Origin of the sequence: Paenibacillus oryzisoli (assembly GCF_050467285.1) — a bacterium.
Taxonomy (GTDB): Bacteria; Bacillota; Bacilli; order Paenibacillales; family NBRC-103111; genus Paenibacillus_E; species Paenibacillus_E oryzisoli_A.
The window spans coordinates 1-18,626 of record NZ_JBCMUN010000019.1 but is presented as its reverse complement, the minus strand read 5'-3'; the positions used below and the strand labels follow the sequence as shown (position 1 = coordinate 18,626).

The 18,626-nt window shown below is 47.9% G+C and carries 16 protein-coding genes; 8 read left to right on the top strand and 8 right to left on the bottom strand.

What is annotated here, in order from left to right; translation table 11 throughout:
* Positions 1 to 227: 227 nt before the first annotated feature.
* The 8 genes from noc to rpmH all read right to left on the bottom strand — a co-directional run bounded on the left by noc (position 228) and on the right by rpmH (position 7,562).
* Entirely contained in the window at positions 228 to 1,043 is an 816-nt protein-coding gene (noc, locus tag ABE504_RS26450) for a nucleoid occlusion protein (protein ID WP_430094678.1), read from the bottom strand.
* A gap of 213 nt (positions 1,044 to 1,256) precedes the next feature.
* Positions 1,257 to 1,979 carry a 16S rRNA (guanine(527)-N(7))-methyltransferase RsmG gene (rsmG, locus tag ABE504_RS26445; protein WP_430094676.1) on the bottom strand — a complete coding sequence of 241 codons (723 nt, stop codon included), beginning with the start codon at positions 1,977 to 1,979 and terminating at the stop codon, positions 1,257 to 1,259.
* A gap of 3 nt (positions 1,980 to 1,982) precedes the next feature.
* Positions 1,983 to 3,872: a tRNA uridine-5-carboxymethylaminomethyl(34) synthesis enzyme MnmG gene (mnmG, locus tag ABE504_RS26440; protein ID WP_430094674.1), complete on the bottom strand. Its 1,890-nt coding sequence runs from the start codon at positions 3,870 to 3,872 to the stop codon at positions 1,983 to 1,985.
* 52 nt (positions 3,873 to 3,924) lie between these two features.
* A complete protein-coding gene (gene mnmE / locus ABE504_RS26435) occupies positions 3,925 to 5,304 on the bottom strand; it encodes a tRNA uridine-5-carboxymethylaminomethyl(34) synthesis GTPase MnmE (protein ID WP_430094672.1) in 1,380 nt (459 codons plus the stop codon).
* Between the two features lie 165 nt (positions 5,305 to 5,469).
* Positions 5,470 to 6,087 (bottom strand): RNA-binding cell elongation regulator Jag/EloR, encoded by a 618-nt coding sequence (gene jag / locus ABE504_RS26430; RefSeq protein ID WP_430094670.1) that lies wholly within the window; start codon positions 6,085 to 6,087, stop codon positions 5,470 to 5,472.
* Positions 6,084 to 6,857, bottom strand: a complete 774-nt coding sequence (yidC, locus tag ABE504_RS26425) for a membrane protein insertase YidC (protein WP_430094668.1) — start codon at positions 6,855 to 6,857, stop codon at positions 6,084 to 6,086. The genes jag and yidC overlap by 4 nt, the downstream gene beginning before the upstream one ends.
* Before the next feature lie 71 nt (positions 6,858 to 6,928).
* Positions 6,929 to 7,288: a ribonuclease P protein component gene (gene rnpA, locus ABE504_RS26420; RefSeq protein ID WP_430095069.1), complete on the bottom strand. Its 360-nt coding sequence runs from the start codon at positions 7,286 to 7,288 to the stop codon at positions 6,929 to 6,931.
* Between the two features lie 139 nt (positions 7,289 to 7,427).
* Complete coding sequence (rpmH, locus tag ABE504_RS26415) at positions 7,428 to 7,562, bottom strand: 50S ribosomal protein L34 (RefSeq protein ID WP_126143528.1); 135 nt, start codon at positions 7,560 to 7,562, stop codon at positions 7,428 to 7,430.
* Between the two features lie 705 nt (positions 7,563 to 8,267).
* Here rpmH and dnaA point away from each other — a divergent pair.
* The 8 genes from dnaA to ABE504_RS26375 all read left to right on the top strand — a co-directional run bounded on the left by dnaA (position 8,268) and on the right by ABE504_RS26375 (position 18,266).
* Positions 8,268 to 9,635: a chromosomal replication initiator protein DnaA gene (gene dnaA, locus ABE504_RS26410; RefSeq protein WP_430076263.1), complete on the top strand. Its 1,368-nt coding sequence runs from the start codon at positions 8,268 to 8,270 to the stop codon at positions 9,633 to 9,635.
* Between the two features lie 179 nt (positions 9,636 to 9,814).
* On the top strand, positions 9,815 to 10,957 hold the full coding sequence (dnaN, locus tag ABE504_RS26405; protein WP_430094665.1) for a DNA polymerase III subunit beta: 1,143 nt from the start codon (positions 9,815 to 9,817) through the stop codon (positions 10,955 to 10,957).
* Positions 10,958 to 10,972: 15 nt separating this feature from the next.
* Positions 10,973 to 11,188, top strand: coding sequence for a S4 domain-containing protein YaaA (gene yaaA / locus ABE504_RS26400; protein WP_126143531.1), 216 nt, complete (start codon positions 10,973 to 10,975; stop codon positions 11,186 to 11,188).
* A gap of 27 nt (positions 11,189 to 11,215) precedes the next feature.
* Positions 11,216 to 12,334, top strand: a complete 1,119-nt coding sequence (gene recF, locus ABE504_RS26395) for a DNA replication/repair protein RecF (RefSeq protein ID WP_430094663.1) — start codon at positions 11,216 to 11,218, stop codon at positions 12,332 to 12,334.
* 5 nt (positions 12,335 to 12,339) lie between these two features.
* Complete coding sequence (gene remB / locus ABE504_RS26390; RefSeq protein WP_126143533.1) at positions 12,340 to 12,588, top strand: extracellular matrix regulator RemB; 249 nt, start codon at positions 12,340 to 12,342, stop codon at positions 12,586 to 12,588.
* Positions 12,589 to 12,622: 34 nt separating this feature from the next.
* Positions 12,623 to 14,539 carry a DNA topoisomerase (ATP-hydrolyzing) subunit B gene (gene gyrB / locus ABE504_RS26385; protein ID WP_430094660.1) on the top strand — a complete coding sequence of 639 codons (1,917 nt, stop codon included), beginning with the start codon at positions 12,623 to 12,625 and terminating at the stop codon, positions 14,537 to 14,539.
* 105 nt (positions 14,540 to 14,644) lie between these two features.
* Positions 14,645 to 17,125 carry a DNA gyrase subunit A gene (gene gyrA, locus ABE504_RS26380; RefSeq protein ID WP_430094658.1) on the top strand — a complete coding sequence of 827 codons (2,481 nt, stop codon included), beginning with the start codon at positions 14,645 to 14,647 and terminating at the stop codon, positions 17,123 to 17,125.
* Between the two features lie 79 nt (positions 17,126 to 17,204).
* A complete protein-coding gene (locus ABE504_RS26375; RefSeq protein WP_430095067.1) occupies positions 17,205 to 18,266 on the top strand; it encodes an HD-GYP domain-containing protein in 1,062 nt (353 codons plus the stop codon).
* Positions 18,267 to 18,626 lie beyond the last annotated feature (360 nt).

Sequence of the window (18,626 nt, the reverse complement as noted above, 5' to 3'; positions counted from 1 at the left end):
TACCATATCTAGCAATGACTTACCTTATCAATATTTGATAGATTTTCGCCAAAGCTGCTAAAACAAGCGTCTATTTCTCATCAAATAGCCCGACAATTGCCCCCGACTCCTATGAAACTGATATTTCCAATCTGATGTGGCCGAAAGTCAGCAGCATACCGCTCATTTAGCTAAACTTATCAACAAAAAAAACGGCTTGCGCCGTTGTTAAGAAGCATCCAACCATTTTATCTTTTAGGAATCTTAATTATAATTTCGTAATGATCTTCATGATCCTGCTCAGACTTATCAATATTTAGTCCTGAGCTCGTCACCATCTCGACCGACTGGCGAATCGTATTCAAGGCTAAGCGCACATCTTTGCTAAAAGAAACCCGACGCGACTTTTTAATTTTCGCCGCTTCCTTCAGGAAATTAATTCGAATCTCCGTTTGTTTCACATTCAGTTCTTTCGCAATGATCTCTTCAAGCACTTTAAGCTGAAGCTCCTCTTGATCCAAAGCAAGCAAAGCCCGCGCATGGCGCTCCGTGATCTTCCGCTCCATCAATGCGATCTTCACTGGTTCGCTAAGTTGAAGCAGTCGAATCTTATTGGCAATCGTCGATTGACTCTTACCTAGTCTTTGCGCCAGGCTTTCCTGCGTCAAATCGTGCATCTCGATGAGCTGCTGATAGGCGCCAGCTTCTTCAATAGCCGTGAGGCCCTCACGCTGTAAGTTTTCGATCAGGGCGATGGACGCCGCTTGCGAATCGTTGAAATCACGAACGATCGCCGGAATCGTGTCCAGGCCGAGCTTCTTCACCGCTCTCAGCCGTCGTTCACCGGCGATGAGTTCGAATGTATTATTTTTAACCCGCACAACAACCGGCTGAATGACCCCATGTGTACGAATGGTCTGACAAAGCTCATCAATGCGATCATCATCAAAGACAGTCCTTGGTTGATAAGGACTTGGGATGATGCTGTTTACGGGGATATTTTTGACTTCATCCGTATTTGAACGATCCGTTAGGCCAAACAGCTTGGAAATTTGTTCTTTCATAGGAAAACTTACCACCAACTCTTCCCGTAGTTTAAACATCAGTACGATGTAAGGTAGACGACCTGTTCGACCTATGCGAAGCATCTAATAAACAGCACAAGCTGAATCTATGAAACAGATCCACAATACATAATTATTCTCCACGTATGCTCATAATCCTGCCGCAGCAAAGATGAACAATTCGTCAAAATGTTTCACGTGGAACAATTTTCATCATTTTGTCAAAGGTTCCTTGAGTGGCGTTCCAGCCTTGCGGGGATACTTTGCAGGTGTAGCCCCCGTTTTCTCAACTTCAACAAAATGACGCAAGGATTCCTCGACAGGTAATGTCATCCGCGTAACCTTCACGAGTTTACCTCGGAGTTCGGATAGGCTGTAAGCCGCATCCTGAAGCTCATCCTCCACTTCGGAGCCTTTCATCGCAATGAACGTCCCGCCCTTTTTTACAAAAGGAAGGCAAAACTCATTCAGCACCGATAATCTAGCAACCGCGCGCGCCGTGACAAGATCAAACTGATCGCGATACTTTGCAACTCTAGCAATATCCTCTGCTCTGCCATGCACACATTCCGTGTCCGTAAGCCCTAGCAGCGATACAACCTCTTTCAGGAACGTAATCCGCTTATTTAATGAATCAACAATCGTCACCTTGAGATGAGGAAAAACAATTTTCAAAGGAATGCTTGGAAACCCGGCTCCGGAACCGATGTCGGCCAGCGAAACAGCCTGCTTCATATCGAAATTGAAAGCTAGCGAAAGCGAATCATAGAAATGCTTTAAGTATACCTGCTCTCGCTCCGTGATACCTGTTAAATTCATTTTCTCATTCCAGAGCACTAACGTTTTAAAATAAATCTCAAACTGCTCCAGCTGACGCTCGGAGAGCACAATGCCCTCCTCCGCCAACCGTTCAGTAAATCGCAATTGTTCTTCCATCGCTTACCCTCTAGCCGCCGTTACGCGATTATAATGTTCAAGATATACAAGCAAAATCGAAATATCCGACGGCGTTACACCGCTGATCCGTGAAGCCTGACCAATCGAAATCGGACGGATTTTCGTTAACTTCTGCTTCGCCTCAGACGCGATGCCGTGAATATCTGCATAATTAATGTCATCCGGAATCTTCTTCTTCTCCATCTTGCGCAGGCGCTCCACTTGATTGCTTTGCTTCTCAATATAGCCGGCATATTTGACCTGAATCTCGACTTGCTCCTTCATGTCGGCATCCAGCTCAAGTGGGGATGGCGTCATTTGCTCAATGTGCTTATATGCAACCTCAGGACGACGCAGCAAGGAAATCGCAGGAACAGAATTCGTGAGCGTCACGCTCTCCAAGCTTTCCAACAGCTGTTGAACCTCAGGCTCCGGTCTTACCTTCACCGTAGACAAACGTTCAATTTCTTGCTCCACAAGTGCCTTCTTATTTAAAAACTCGGCATAACGCTCTTCGGAAATAAGTCCAATCTCATGACCGATTGGCGTCAGACGCAGATCGGCATTGTCATGACGCAGCAGCAGACGATACTCTGCACGGGACGTCAGCAACCGGTACGGTTCACTCGTCCCCTTCGTCACCAGATCGTCGATCAGCACGCCGATGTAGCCTTCGGAACGGTCAAGCACGACCGCTTCTTTGTCTTGTACCTTACGCGCCGCGTTGATGCCGGCCATAATGCCTTGACCCGCCGCCTCTTCATAGCCGGAAGTACCATTAATTTGCCCCGCTGTGAACAACCCGCTCACCAGCTTCGTTTCCAACGATGGTTTGAGCTGCGTCGGCACAACCGCATCATACTCGATGGCGTAACCGGTACGCATCATCTCTACTTTTTCCAGACCTGGAATGGAACGTAAAATGCCAAGTTGGACATCTTCCGGCATACTCGTCGATAGCCCTTGCACATAATACTCCGACGTGTTATACCCTTCCGGCTCTAGGAAAATCTGATGCTTCGGCTTATCGCTGAAGCGGACGATTTTATCCTCGATCGACGGACAGTACCGCGGCCCCGTACCTTCGATGGCTCCCGAGAACATTGGCGCACGATGCAAATTATCATTAATAATTTGATGTGTTTCCGCGGAGGTGTACGTCAGCCAACAAGGCAGCTGATCATTCGAGCCCGATTTCGTCTCAAAAGAGAAAAACTTCGGCTCATCATCCCCAGGCTGAATTTCTGTTTTACTAAAATCAATCGTGTCCTTATGCACCCGTGGCGGCGTTCCCGTTTTGAAACGAACGAGCTCGAGCCCCAGGTCCTTCAATGATTGCGACAGTTTCACCGACGGCTGCTGATTATTCGGACCGCTCTCATACATGAGCTCGCCCATAATCACTTTGCCGCGCAAATACGTACCTGTCGTCAACACGACAGCTTTCGCCATGTACTGTGCGCCTGTCTTGGTCACAACGCCTTTGCAGACACCGTCTTCCACGATGAGCTCCTCGGCCATGCCTTGGCGCAGCGTCATATTCGGCGTCGCCTCGATCGTTTCTTTCATTTTATGCTGATACGCAAATTTATCGGCTTGCGCGCGCAGCGCGTGCACCGCAGGCCCTTTCCCCGTATTCAGCATGCGCAATTGAATGTACGTTTTATCAATATTGCGGCCCATTTCGCCGCCGAGCGCATCGATCTCCCGAACGACGTGCCCTTTCGCAGGTCCGCCGATGGATGGGTTGCAAGGCATAAACGCAACCATATCCAAATTAATCGTCAGCAGCAGCGTTTGACAGCCCATCCGTGCAGATGCAAGTGCCGCTTCGCAGCCGGCATGCCCGGCGCCGATGACGATAACGTCATAATCTCCAGCATGGTATCCCATACTCTCTTCCTCCCTCTTTTGTGAAAACGAAAAATGAAAACGCCGTCGAAATTCATTTTCCCAAGCAGAATTGTGTAAAAATTTGATCGATCAACGACTCACCGACAGAATCTCCGATAATTTCCCCCAAATACTCCCATGCAGCTCGAATATCGATCTGAATCATGTCGATCGGCACATACTGCTCATTAGCCTCCAACGCATCAACCAGTGATCGCTTCGCCTGCTTCAACAAGGAGATATGGCGAATGTTGCTCACATACGTCAAGTCGCTTGACTCCAGCTTACCTTCAAAGAATATATTCGAAATCGCCTTCTCCAACTGCTCGATACCTTTATTCTCAATCAGCGACAGCTCTACAATACGTTCCTCTGGAAAATAACCCCGAACAATATCCACATCCAAGCGCCGCGGCAAATCGATCTTATTCAAAATAACAATCGTCTGGCGCTCCGCCAGCTGTTTCATCATCGCGATTTCATCCAGCAACAGCTCTTCACTGCGATTCAGCACCAGCAAAATCAAATCCGCTTCCGCCAGCGCCGTCTTCGAGCGCTCGACCCCGATCTGCTCGACAATATCCTCCGTCTCGCGGATCCCAGCTGTATCCAGCAGCTTCAGCGGCACGCCGCCGACATTGACAAACTCCTCGATCACGTCTCGCGTCGTGCCCGGAATGTCCGTCACAATGGCGCGATTCTCCTGCGCCAATTCATTGAGCAGCGACGATTTGCCGACATTTGGCCGGCCGACAATCGCCGTTTCAATGCCTTCCCGCAGGATTTTGCCCTGCTCGGCCGTGACCAACAGCCGGTCGATTTCCGCATCAACCTGCTCGCATTTTCCCTTGATGAGCGCATACGTCATCTCTTCCACATCGTGCTCCGGATAGTCGATGTTCACCTCGACATGCGCCATCAGTTCAACCAGCACATAGCGCAGCTGCTTGATCTGCTTGGATAAGTTGCCTTCGACTTGCTTTAAGGCAACTTTGAAAGCGCGGTCCGACTTCGCGCGGATCAAATCAATAACTGCCTCCGCCTGCGTGAGGTCAATACGACCATTGAGGAATGCGCGCTTCGTGAATTCGCCCGGCTCTGCGAGCCGCACGCCTGGCTGCTGCAGCAGCAGATCCAGCACCTTTTTCACCGAGACAATCCCGCCGTGACAGCTGATCTCCACGACATTCTCCATCGTAAACGAGCGAGGAGCTTTCATTAACGTAACGAGAACCTCCTCTATCCTTTCGGCAGAAGCAGGTTCTACAATGTATCCGTAGTGCACGGTATGCGTCTCAGCGTTAGACAATTTCGTTTTCGAGCGGAAAATGCGCTCCACAGAAGGGATCGCATCCATGCCACTCACACGAATAACCGCTATGCCACCCTCGCCAAGCGGTGTCGAAATAGCAGCAATCGTATCCATTAACATGATTGAAACACCTCGAATCAAGGATAAACGGCTTAGCCGTCTTATATATGACGGTATCCGTTTACTAAGGATGATGCGAAGCTATAAGTTCCTTGAACTTATAAATTCTAGCATCTAAAGAAAAAGCAATGACAAGAACCAACCAATGTCATTGCAGCTTCTCTTTTATTTCACAGCAATGACGACGCGCCGATTCGGCTCCTCGCCTTTACTGTATGTTTTGATGCTCGGATGCCCTTGCAATTCCGCATGAATAATTTTACGTTCCTGCGAATTCATCGGCTCGAGAATAACTTCTTTCTTTGACTTCAACACGCGGTTAGCGAGCCGCAAAGCAAGCTCTTCCAGTGTCTTTTTCCGACGCTCGCGGAAATTCTCCGCATCCAGAATAATGCGGAAATGCGAATTCGCGTACCGGTTCGCCACAATATTAACCAAATATTGCAGAGCATCCAGCGTCTGTCCTCTTTTGCCAATTAAAATGCCAAGTTCGGATCCACTCATATTTAAGATGTAGCCTTCACGATCTTTATGCGTATCAATGGTGATGGAAATTTGCATCGCTTCGAACATATCTTGTAAGAAAGCTAGCGCTTCCTCAAGTGGATCAGGTATCAATTCAAGCTCAACTTTCGCTTCTTTCACACCGATTAACCCGAACAACCCCTTAGAGGGCTGCTCCAAAATATGAATATGAACCCGTTCTTCCGAAACTTGCCACTGAGCCAGTCCTGATTTCACAGCCAGCTCAACCGTTTTTCCAGTCACCACGATTTTCTTCATTTCGACAGGCCACCCTTATTATTTTGAGATCCAGGCTTTTTTTGTTTACCAGGAGAACCATAAATAAAGTAAGACTGAACAATCGTGAAAATGTTACCGTAAACCCAGTACAGTGGAAGTGCGGATGCGAAGTTCATCGACATGACGAAAATCATGACAGGGAAAATGTACATCAAACTCTTCATTTGCTGATTCATTTGGGAAGACATGAACATCTGTTGAACAAACGTCGTTGCCGCGGCAATAATCGGCAGAATGTATAGGTGATCCGGCTGACCGAGATTTAACCATAAGAACGTATGATCACGAATGTGATCGTTGCGCATGATCGATTGATACAGCGCGATGAGAATCGGCATTTGGACAATGATCGGGAAACATCCGGCTAACGGATTGACCCCATTTGACTGGAACAGCTTCATCGTTTCTTCTTGCTGCTTCTTCGGATCATCTTTGTACTTCTCTTTAAGTTTCTTCATCTCCGGCTGCAATTCCTGCATCCGTTTGGAGCTGCGGTACTGCTTAAGCGTAAGCGGCAAAATGATTAACCGAATAATGACGGTCACAACCAGAATTGCCAGCCCATACTGCCCCCACAAGTGATTGGCAAACCAGTCCAATGTTTTGGAAAGCGGATAGGTTAAATATTTCGTGAAAAAATTGGCCGTATTCGGATCAATTGGCGCTGAAGCCGCACTGGAAGTTCCGCAACCAGATAGCAGCAAGATGACCGCTGAGAGCGCAAGCAGCGTATAAATTCGACGAGTCAAAATGAGATCCTCCTAAATGTCTTTTCCAACATAAACTATATCACATCTTAAGCCAGCAAGGAAATATTGCTTCACTTTTTTGAAGAATCATTTTTCTTTATTAAAGAAGCTTTTCGAACCACATGCCAAAGGCTCTTCTCCATCTCGGCATACGGCATCTCCACAACCGGCTTTCGGGCCAGCAAAATGTAATCGTAATGCGGCGCCATTTGCTCTTTATTCAATCGAACGATTTCTTTCATCATCCGTCTTAAGCGGTTGCGCACAACGGCGTTGCCTACTTTTTTGCTCACGGAAACCCCGAACCGGAAATGCTCGAGTTTGGGCTGCGGCAAATAATATAGAACAAACTGATGATTGGCGGCCGACTTGCCGTACCGGTACACTTTGCTGAAATCTTCTCTTTTCGCTAATCGATATTCCTTCTCCACGTAGGCGAACACTCCAAACCGATCACACATATTCATAGTGGAAACACGCGCCTGACATCTTATCTAGGATAGACAAATCCCGCGTTTTCCAAACCGTCTATTCGATTGCAAAAAAAAAAGCCCCTTCCGGAGCCTCTTTTTACGCGCTAAGCACTTTTCTTCCTTTAAGACGACGAGCTGCCAGAACTTTACGACCGTTCTTTGTGCTCATTCTTTTACGGAAACCATGGTTTTTCTTCCGTTTTCTCGTGTTCGGATTAAACGTCGGACCCATCTATAGCACCTCCCTACCTAATGAGGATTTCCCATCCCACAAAATTTCTACTACTCATTAAAGCATTTTACATGTAGAAAGTCAACACGCCGGGGCGTACAGCCCACTGGAAAGTTCTCCACCGGAGGTAGCGGCATAAAGCGCCACGAAAGGACAACCTGTGTATGGTTTTTAGCGAATGTGTGCACAGTTTGTCGAAAACTAACAGAATATCAACAATATCTTGTGTTGTGAACAAAATTTACCCACAAGTTGTTGTGATTGTGGATAATGGCAAACAATCCGTTGATTAACAAGGTATCTTTTGATAAGATAGTAATGTTTCTGTTGTGGATATATGAGTTATTCCCTCTAATTTATCAACACCCTGTGGATAACAATGTGAACAAAATTCCTCGATCGGTATAAGTCTATCACACCCATCCTTAACTTTGTGGATAATACGACAAAAAAATTCTTCTTTTTCCCGCCGCTATCCGTTTCTTTTCGACAACCGCGGGGAACGATATAGCGTGGTCATATAAGCGTTATCCGCTGACACCCCGCATTCCGCTCAACTTGAGTTTGATCATAGATAAGCCGTTTTTACATGTCGTACGAAGACTATGGAGACATTCGAAATAAACTACCGCTCGGGCGGTAATTTCGGGAAGCTCCTTAATTGGCCGACGCCGCATGTTGATTTCATAAAGGAGTGACGTAACTGTGGAAGGCCATTCTACGGATTTATGGCAGCAAATACTAACGATCATACAAACCAAACTCAGTAAGCCCAGCTTCGATACCTGGTTAAAATCAACGAAAGCAACCGTTTTTAACGATACGGAAGTCGTCATTTGCGCACCGAATAATTTCGCGCAGGAATGGCTCGAAAGCCGATATACCAAGCTCATCGAAGGCACGATTTACGATTATCTAGGCCGGCATGTCGCCGTAAAGTTCATTCTGGAGACGGAGGAGCTTAAAGCGCAGAACGCCGCAGCGGCCGTGCCTGCCGTGATTCCGCCCAAAGGGCCGGCGATTACAACCGTCGAAGAAAATTTTCAAAATATGATGAACGCCCGGTACACCTTTGATACGTTCGTCATCGGATCCGGCAACCGGTTCGCGCATGCCGCATCCCTGGCCGTCGCCGAAGCGCCGGCCAAAGCGTACAATCCGCTGTTTTTATACGGCGGGGTCGGACTTGGCAAGACGCATCTGATGCATGCGATCGGCCATTATGTGCTGGAGCACAACCCGGGCGCAAGGGTTCTTTACATTTCGTCCGAGAAATTTACGAATGAATTCATCAATGCGGTCCGCGATAACCGCGGCGAAGGCTTTCGGAATAAGTACCGCACGATCGATGTGCTCCTGATTGACGATATTCAGTTCCTGGCAGGGAAAGAAGGAACGCAGGAAGAGTTCTTCCATACGTTCAACGCTCTGCACGAAGAAGGTAAACAGATCATTATCTCCAGCGACCGTCCGCCCAAAGAGATTCCAACCCTGGAAGACCGACTGCGTTCCCGCTTCGAATGGGGACTTATCACGGATATCCAGCCGCCAGATCTGGAGACGCGGATTGCTATTTTGCGCAAGAAAGCGAAGGCCGAGAACCTGGAAATCCCGAACGAAGCGATGATTTATATCGCCAATCAGATTGACACGAACATTCGTGAACTCGAAGGCGCGCTAATCCGCGTCGTTGCGTACTCATCCCTCATTAATCAAGATATTAGCGTACATCTGACGGCCGAAGCGCTGAAAGATATTATTCCGTCCAACCGGCCGAAAGTGATTACGATTCAGGATATTCAGCAGCGTGTTGGCGAATTCTATGGATTGAAGCTGGAAGATTTCAAAGCCCGCAAACGAACAAAAGCCGTCGCCTTCCCACGGCAGGTCGCAATGTACCTGGCACGGGAGCTAACGGACTTTTCCTTGCCCAAAATCGGTGAGAACTTCGGCGGCCGCGACCATACAACCGTCATCCACGCGCACGAGAAAATCTCTCAGCAGCTGAAGGAAGATCAAGAACTCTATAAGATCGTCCATAACTTAACGGAACGCATCAAAAACCCATCTTAATAACTTTCCATGTTCAATAAGCCTATACACAATCTATTCACATGTGGATAGGCTTGATCTGCTTTATGTTTTGCCCACTATCCACATATCCAGAGCCCCTACTGCTATTACTAATAAAAAATGTTATTATATAATGATTATGCTGTCGCAAAGAAAAAAAGAACCGCAGGAGTGAAATCATGAAGTTAACGATTCTCAAGGAATATTTAATCGAATCCATTGGTCACGTTTCCAAAGCCATATCCTCACGGACAACCATCCCGATTCTGACAGGAATCAAAATAGATGCTACGATCAGCGGTGTAACCTTAACGGCCAGCGATACGGATATTTCCATTCAAAGCTTTACACCCAGCGAAAATGACACCCTTAAAATTGTCGATCTGATTCAAACAGGCAGCGTTGTGCTGCCAGCGAAATTTTTTATCGAGATTATCCGGAAGCTGCCGGCGCAATTGATCGAAATTGAAGTGAAAGCAAACTTCCAAACGACGATTCGTTCAGGTTCTTCCGAAATTCAAATCATGGGCCTGGATCCGGATGAATATCCGCTGCTCCCTGAAATTGAAGAGAACAAAATGCTTCGTTTACCAAGCGATCTGTTAAAAACGATGATTAAACAGACGTCTTACGCCGTTTCTACCAACGAATCGACGCCGATTTTGACGGGCGTTCTTTGGAACATTTCCGGTGATAAGCTCAAATTTATCGCCTGTGACCGGCATCGCTTGGCCAGTCGTGAGGTGACCGTTGATCACGATAGCGCGCAGCCGCTGCCGAACATCGTTATTTCAGGCCGTACGCTGAATGAATTAAGCAAAATTTTGCCGGATCAGAACACGCTTATAGATATTGTTATTTCGGACAATCAGGTTTTATTCAAAATTCAATCGATTTTGTTCTATTCTCGCATTCTGGACGGTTCTTACCCGGATACGTCCAAGCTGATCCCGCAGTCGTTCCAGACGGAAATGGTCGTACCGACCAAAGAACTCGCCGACGCGATCGATCGCGCATATTTGATGTCCAAGGAAGAGAAGACGAATATCGTTAAAATGGTCATGCTCGAAAATAAAATGATCGAGGTCTCCTCCAGCTCTTCCGAGCTTGGAAAGGTAACGGAACAAATTGAGCTGCAGCATATTGTCGGCGACCTGCTCAAAATTTCGTTCAACTCGAAATATATGCTCGATGCCCTTAAAGTGCTGGATTCCGAAATGATCCATATCGGGTTTACCGGCGCAATGCAGCCGATCATCATGAAGCCGCAGGACGGCACGAACATGATTCAGCTCATTTTGCCGTATCGGACAACGAACTAGGAGGCGCGGCGCTGCATGAAAAAAATATCTATCCACACCGACTACATTACGCTCGGACAGTTTCTCAAGCTGGCGGATTGCATATCCACAGGTGGACAAGCTAAATTTTTCGTTGTGGAAAACAAAATTGAAGTGAACGGGCAGGCTGAAAATCGAAGAGGACGGAAACTGGTTCCGCGTGACGTTGTCACGGTGGAAGGCTTCGGACAATTTGAGGTCGTTGGCTCCTGATCCATCACCCAGGGGGATGACCGATTCATGTTTTTACAGCGATTGGCGCTTCGCCATTATCGGAACTACGAGCAGATTGAACTGGCGACGGACAGCAATATCAATATTTTTATCGGACCTAACGCCCAAGGCAAAACCAATCTGCTCGAGTCCATCTACGTACTGGCCATGACGAAATCCCACCGTACCCATCAGGATAAAGAGCTTATCGGATGGGATGGTGAGCAGACGCAGCTGCAGGCGGACATTCTCAAAAAATACGGCACCTGCAAGCTCGATCTCACGATCTCGACCAAGGGGAAGAAAGCCAGGATCAACGGCATGGAGCAAAAAAAGCTCAGCAACTTCATCGGCGCTTTAAACGTCGTGATGTTTGCGCCGGAGGATCTCGAGATCGTCAAAGGCACGCCGGGTGTCCGCAGACGGTTCCTGGATATGGAGATCGGGCAGGTACAGCCCTCCTACCTCCACGATCTGTCGCAGTATCAGAAAATTTTGATGCAGCGGAACAATTATTTGAAACAAAACTACCCTGGCAAAAGCACGCCGGACGCCATGTTGGACATCTGGAACGAACAATTAGCCCAGTATGGTGTTAAAATTATGAAAAAACGTCAAAACTTTATTAAGAAGCTGCAAAAATGGGCGGAGAACATTCATCAGGGCATCACAAACGGCAGTGAGGAGCTGCTCATCCGTTATGCGCCTTCGTTTGACATGGACCGAGATGAAGATGAATCTGTTTTATTAAACCAATTTATGATAAAGTTATCCTTGGTGAAAGATCAGGAGTTTCGAAGAGGTGTCACGTTAGTCGGCCCGCATCGCGATGATCTTCTCTTTTACATCAATGACAAAGAAGTTCAGACGTACGGCTCCCAAGGACAGCAGCGGACGACAGCCCTCTCTCTGAAACTGGCGGAAATTGAGCTGATTCAGGAAGAAGTCGGCGAATATCCGCTTTTATTGCTTGACGATGTATTATCCGAATTGGATGCGCATAGACAAACACAATTAATCCGGACGTTTCAGCAAAAAGTACAAACCTTCATCACGACAACAGGGCTCGAAAGCGTTCATTTGGACCAGTTGGATCATGCTTCCGTGTTTCATGTTTTGAAAGGAAATGTAAGCGGCAGGAGCTGAGAAGCGTGTTTATTCATTTGGGTGGAGAAAAAATTATTCGAGCTTCCGAGCTCATTGCTATCTTTGATATTTCCATCGAGAAATCTTCGAAAATATCCAAGCAGTTCATACAGCAAGCCGTGAAAGATAAAAGAACTGAGCTGATCGGTGAGGAAGACCCCAAGTCGCTTGTCGTCACCAAAAGCAAAGTCTATTATTCCCCCATTTCTTCTACGACGCTCAAGAAAAGAGCACATCAGTTGTTAACGAATTAACTTTTTGACTATGACAAAGCAGGTGAAGAATAGCATGTCTGTGAATCAAAATGCGTACGATGACAGTCAGATTCAGGTTCTGGAAGGGTTAGAAGCCGTTCGCAAAAGACCGGGTATGTATATTGGTTCAACCAGTGCCCGTGGACTTCACCATCTCGTTTGGGAAGTTGTCGATAACAGTATTGACGAGGCGCTTGCCGGGTTCTGTACGAGAATCGATGTGATTGTCCATAAAAATAACAGCGTTACCGTTATCGATAACGGGCGTGGTATCCCTGTCGGGGAGAATGCGAAGCTGAAGCGCCCGACGCTCGAAGTCGTACTCACAGTACTGCATGCGGGTGGTAAATTCGGTGGCGAGGATTCCGGTTACAAAGTATCCGGCGGTCTGCACGGGGTCGGTATCTCCGTTGTTAATGCGCTGTCTGAGCATTTGACTGTGCAAGTAAAGAATAAAGGCCAAATTCATCAACAAGAATACCGCCGCGGCGTGCCGCAATATGATGTGAAAGTGGTTGGTGAAACGGACGAGACGGGCACGACGGTTACGTTCCAGCCAGATCCGGAAATTTTTAAAGAAACGACTGAATATGACTACGATACGCTGCAATCCCGGATTCGCGAGCTTGCTTTTTTGAATAAAGGTATCGAAATCAATTTGATTGACGAACGTACGGATACGGCGCATACGCACAAGTATGACGGCGGTATTATCTCCTTCGTTCAGCATTTGAACCGCAACCGTGAAGTTGTGAACGAAATGCCGATCTATGTCGAAGGATCTAAAGATAATATCTCCATCGAGATCGCGCTGCAATACAATGACAGCTATACGGAGAACATTTATTCGTTTGCCAATAATATCAATACGCATGAGGGCGGAACGCACGAATCCGGCTTTAAGAGTGCCCTGACCCGTATTTTGAATGAGTATGCCCGTAAAACCAATTCTTTGAAAGACAACGACTCGAATCTCTCCGGCGATGATGTGCGCGAGGGATTGGCTGCGATTATTTCCGTGAAAATTCCGGAGCCGCAGTTTGAAGGTCAGACGAAGACGAAGCTGGGTAACAGCGAGGTGCGCGGTATTGTCGAATCCTTGTTCGCTGAGAAGCTGCAAGAGTTCATGGACGAGAACCCTGCCGTCGCAAAGCGTATCCTGGAAAAAGGGATTCAAGCCGCACGTGCCAGAGAGGCTGCTCGTAAAGCGAGAGAGCTTACGCGCCGTAAGAGTGCGCTGGAAGTCAGCGCGCTGCCGGGCAAACTGGCGGACTGCTCTTCCAAAGACGCCTCGATCTCCGAGATTTACATCGTAGAAGGTGACTCTGCGGGCGGATCCGCGAAGCAAGGGCGCGATCGTCACTTCCAGGCGATTCTGCCGCTGCGCGGGAAAATTCTGAACGTAGAGAAAGCCAGACTTGACCGGATTTTATCGAATACCGAGATTCGCGCGATGATTACCGCTTTCGGTACGGGCATCAGCGACGATTTTGAAATTGCGAAAGCACGTTATCACAAAATTATTATTATGACCGATGCGGACGTCGACGGCGCGCACATTCGTACACTGCTGCTCACGTTCTTCTACCGGTACATGAGAAAACTGATCGAATCCGGCTATGTGTACATTGCGCAGCCGCCGCTCTTTAAGCTGGAGCGCAACAAGACGGTTCGCTATGCTTATAACGAGAAGCAGCGCGAAATCATCATGCAGGAATTCGGCGAAGGCGCGAAAGTGAACGTACAGCGTTATAAAGGTTTGGGCGAGATGAATCCGGAGCAGCTGTGGGAAACGACCATGGATCCGGAAAGCCGTACGCTTCTGCAAGTCACGATTGAAGATGCCATCGAAGCGGATACGCTGTTCGATTCCTTGATGGGCGATAATGTTGAACCTCGGAGAGATTTCATCGAGGAACATGCGAAATACGTGAAAAACTTAGATATTTAATGTCCTGCGCGCCCTGTCCGATGAAACCATTTATTATGCACATTCATCCATTCGGGCAGAGCGCCTGGGCGTTGCTAACGATGTAAGCTTTCAGGAGGAACCTTCATGAGCGAAGAATTACAATCGCAGATTAGAGAGATTGACATTTCTACGGAAATGCGCACATCTTTCTTGGATTATGCGATGAGTATCATTGTCAGTCGCGCACTGCCCGATGTTAGAGACGGACTGAAGCCGGTTCACCGTCGTATTTTGTATGCGATGTCGGAACTGGGGATGTCTCCGGATAAGCCTTATAAAAAATCGGCGAGAATCGTCGGCGAAGTGATCGGTAAGTATCACCCTCACGGCGACTCCGCTGTGTACGAGACGATGGTTCGGATGGCGCAGGACTTCTCCTTGCGGTATCCGCTTGTTGACGGTCATGGCAACTTTGGTTCCATCGACGGCGATATGGCGGCCGCGATGCGTTACACCGAGGCGCGCCTCTCCAAAATCGCGATGGAATTGCTGCGCGATATCAACAAAGAAACGATTGATTTTGCTCCGAACTATGACGGGGAAGAGCAGGAGCCGGTGGTGCTCCCTTCCCGTTTCCCGAATTTGCTTGTGAACGGAAGCTCCGGGATCGCAGTCGGCATGGCGACGAATATCCCGCCGCATAACCTGAGAGAGGTTATCGAGGGCATTCAAATGCTGATTCAGAACCCGGATGTCACGCCAATGGAGCTGATGCAGGTCATTAAAGGGCCTGACTTCCCGACGGCTGGCTTTATTCTAGGCCGGGAAGGCATCAGACAAGCCTACTCTACCGGTCGCGGTTCCGTAACGATGCGTGCCCGCACGAACATTGAAGAGAACAACAATAAGGCCAAAATCATTGTCAACGAGCTGCCTTATCAAGTGAATAAGGCGAGATTGGTCGAGAAAATCGCCGAGCTCGTCCGTGAGAAAAAGATCGACGGCATCACGGATCTGCGCGACGAGTCCGACCGTAACGGTATGCGCGTCGTGATCGAGCTTCGCCGCGATGTGAATCCGAACGTTGTCTTGAACAACTTGTTCAAGCAGACGGCGATGCAGTCCAACTTCGGGATCATCATGCTGGCGCTCGTGAACGGCGAGCCGAAGGTGCTGAATCTCCGTGAGATGCTGCATTACTACCTCAAGCATCAGCAGGAAGTCATCCGCCGCAGGACGGAGTATGACCTTCGCAAAGCGGAGGCAAGAGCTCATATCCTTGAAGGCTTGCGCATTGCGCTTGATCACCTTGATCAAGTCATTGCCCTCATTCGTGCATCCAGAACGACGGAAGAGGCCAGAGACGGGCTCATGTCGACGTTCAGCTTGAGTTTTGACCAAGCACAGGCGATTTTGGACATGCGCTTACAGCGTCTGACCGGCTTAGAGCGTGAGAAAATCGAAGCCGAATACGCTGAGCTCATGAAGAAAATTGCGGAATATAAAGCGATTCTCGCCGATGAGCAGCTCATTCTGGGCATCATCAGCGATGAATTAAATGAAATCAAAGAGAAATTCGGCGACGAGCGCCGCTCCGAAATCACCGTGGGCGAAGAAAGCATCGAAGACGAAGATCTTATTCCACGTGAAGATGTGGTTATCACCATTACGCATACGGGCTACATCAAACGTCTTCCGGTTACGACATATCGCAACCAGAGGCGCGGTGGACGCGGCGTCGTGGGGATGGACACTAAAGATAATGACTTCGTCGAACATTTGTTCGTCACGAATACGCATCATTATCTCATGTTCTTCACGAACAAAGGGAAAGTGTATCGTCTAAAAGCTTACGAGATTCCAGATCTGAGCCGGACCGCTCGGGGAACGCCGATCATTAACCTAATCCAGATCGAGCAAGGGGAAACGATTAACGCCGTGATCCCGGTCGAAAGCTTCGAGACGGAACAGTATCTGTTCTTTGCAACGAAGCAAGGCGTTGTGAAGAAAACACCGATCGACGATTACTCGAACATCCGCAAAGGCGGCCTGATCGCCATTAATCTGCGGGAAGACGATGATCTGATCGGAGTGAAGCTGACCGACGGGAACCAGGGCATTATCATGGGGACCAAGAACGGTATGTCGATTCACTTCCCAGAGCAAGAGGTCCGTTCGATGGGCCGTTCGGCGACAGGCGTGAAGGGTATTCAGCTGGATGAAGACGATGTTGTCATCGACATGGACGTTGTTCAAGAGGATAACAGCGTATTGATTGTTACGTCGAAGGGCTTCGGCAAGCGGACGCCGGTTTCGGAATACCGCAGTCAATCCCGTGGCGGCAAAGGGATTAAGACGCTCAATGTCACCGAGAAGAACGGTTCGATCGTCGGTCTGAAAGTCGTACAGGAAAACGAGGACTTGATGATTATTACCGCATCCGGTACTGTCATTCGTACGAGTATGGACGGCATTTCCGTGATGGGACGCAATACGCAAGGCGTACGTCTCATCAATATTCGGGAAGACGATGAAGTCGGTACACTTGCACGTGTGCAGAAAAACGAAGAGCAGACGGACGGCGAGCAGGACGAGGATTGGGAAGCTTCCGATTCAGAAGAATAAATTACAGGGATGGGGCTTACAAACCCATCCCTTTTATTTTACAATAGGAGTATTCGAACAGTAAGGTGAGTGAATGAGAGTGCCCACGGTAGCCGTTTCTCAGATTAAACTAGGCGAAAAATTAGGCGACGATGTTCTCACGAAATTGGGGAACGTCCTTTTTTACAAGGGAAAGATCTTGCACCAACGAGAATTGGAGATTCTTAAAGCATTTCTGATTCCATCCGTTAATATCGAATCCAAGCAGGCCAATGAACCGGAGCCGGCTCTTGTTGAAACGAAATCGAAGGAAACGGTGACAGAGCCTCCTTTTTATACGGAATATCAGAATATGGTTAAGCTGCTTAAGCGTGTTTTTCAGCTTGCGGATGGCGGACAACCTTTGCCGATTATGGATATTCGCAAAGGGATTGAAGCGCTTCTCCAACATATCGACAGCTACAAAGTACTTACGTTTACGCCCAAAAACAGGAACTTGCACGAATATATTTATCACAAAAGCATTCTTGTCGGCTTAACGTCCTATTCCCTTGCAAGATGGGCGGGATTGCCTCAGAAGGACTTGGTGCAGATCGCTTTGGCCGGCTTGCTCCATGATATCGGAACGAGCAAAGTTGATCGTGCCATTCTGGAGAAAAAGGGAGCGTTAACCGCAGCGGAAAGCGAGGAAATGAAACAGCATACCTTGCTGGGCTATCAGATCCTCAAGAACGTGTCTGGCATCAATGAGGGTGTGAAGCTTGCCGCCATTCAACATCATGAACGTGAAGACGGTTCAGGCTACCCGCTGGGCGTGAAGAGTGACAAAATTCATGTCTATGCCAAAATCGTTGCGATTGCGGATATTTACAATGCCATGACGAATGAGCGTGCCTACAAACCTGCGCTTTCGCCCTATGTCGTACTGGAGCAGCTCTTTGACGAATCGTTTGGCAAAGTAGATCCTGCATTCGTGCAAGTGTTCATGAACAAGGCTACGCAGATCAGCACGGGCACGCTGGTTAAGCTCAGCGATAATCGCGTTGGTGAGATTATTTTCTCGGATCGTTCCCATCCGACACGTCCTTGGGTCAATGTGAACGGTACGATCGTTAACCTGACGGTAGAACGGCAGCTGTATATTCAGGACGTTATCAATTAAATGTAAAAGCGCCTAAAGCCCCACATGGTTATGCCATTGCGGGGCTTTTATTTGTTGTTATGGTGAGTTAATAAATTTTTTTAAAAAAAGTGCTTGCATCTTCCGATTGGATTTGTTATATTACTCCTTGTCGCTTCGACGGGTTGCGAAAAAAGAATAAAAAGTTCTTGCAATCGAGTAGGCCGATGTGGTATATTAATCAAGTCGCCTTTAGAGGTCGACGATGACGAGAGACATTGATCTTTGAAAACTGAACAACGAGTGAGTAAGCAAATCGGTTAGGTAACTAACCATTAATGAGATTAACAATCTCGCTAGCAAGTCAATGAGCAAGTCAGATTTTCTTTTATGGAGAGTTTG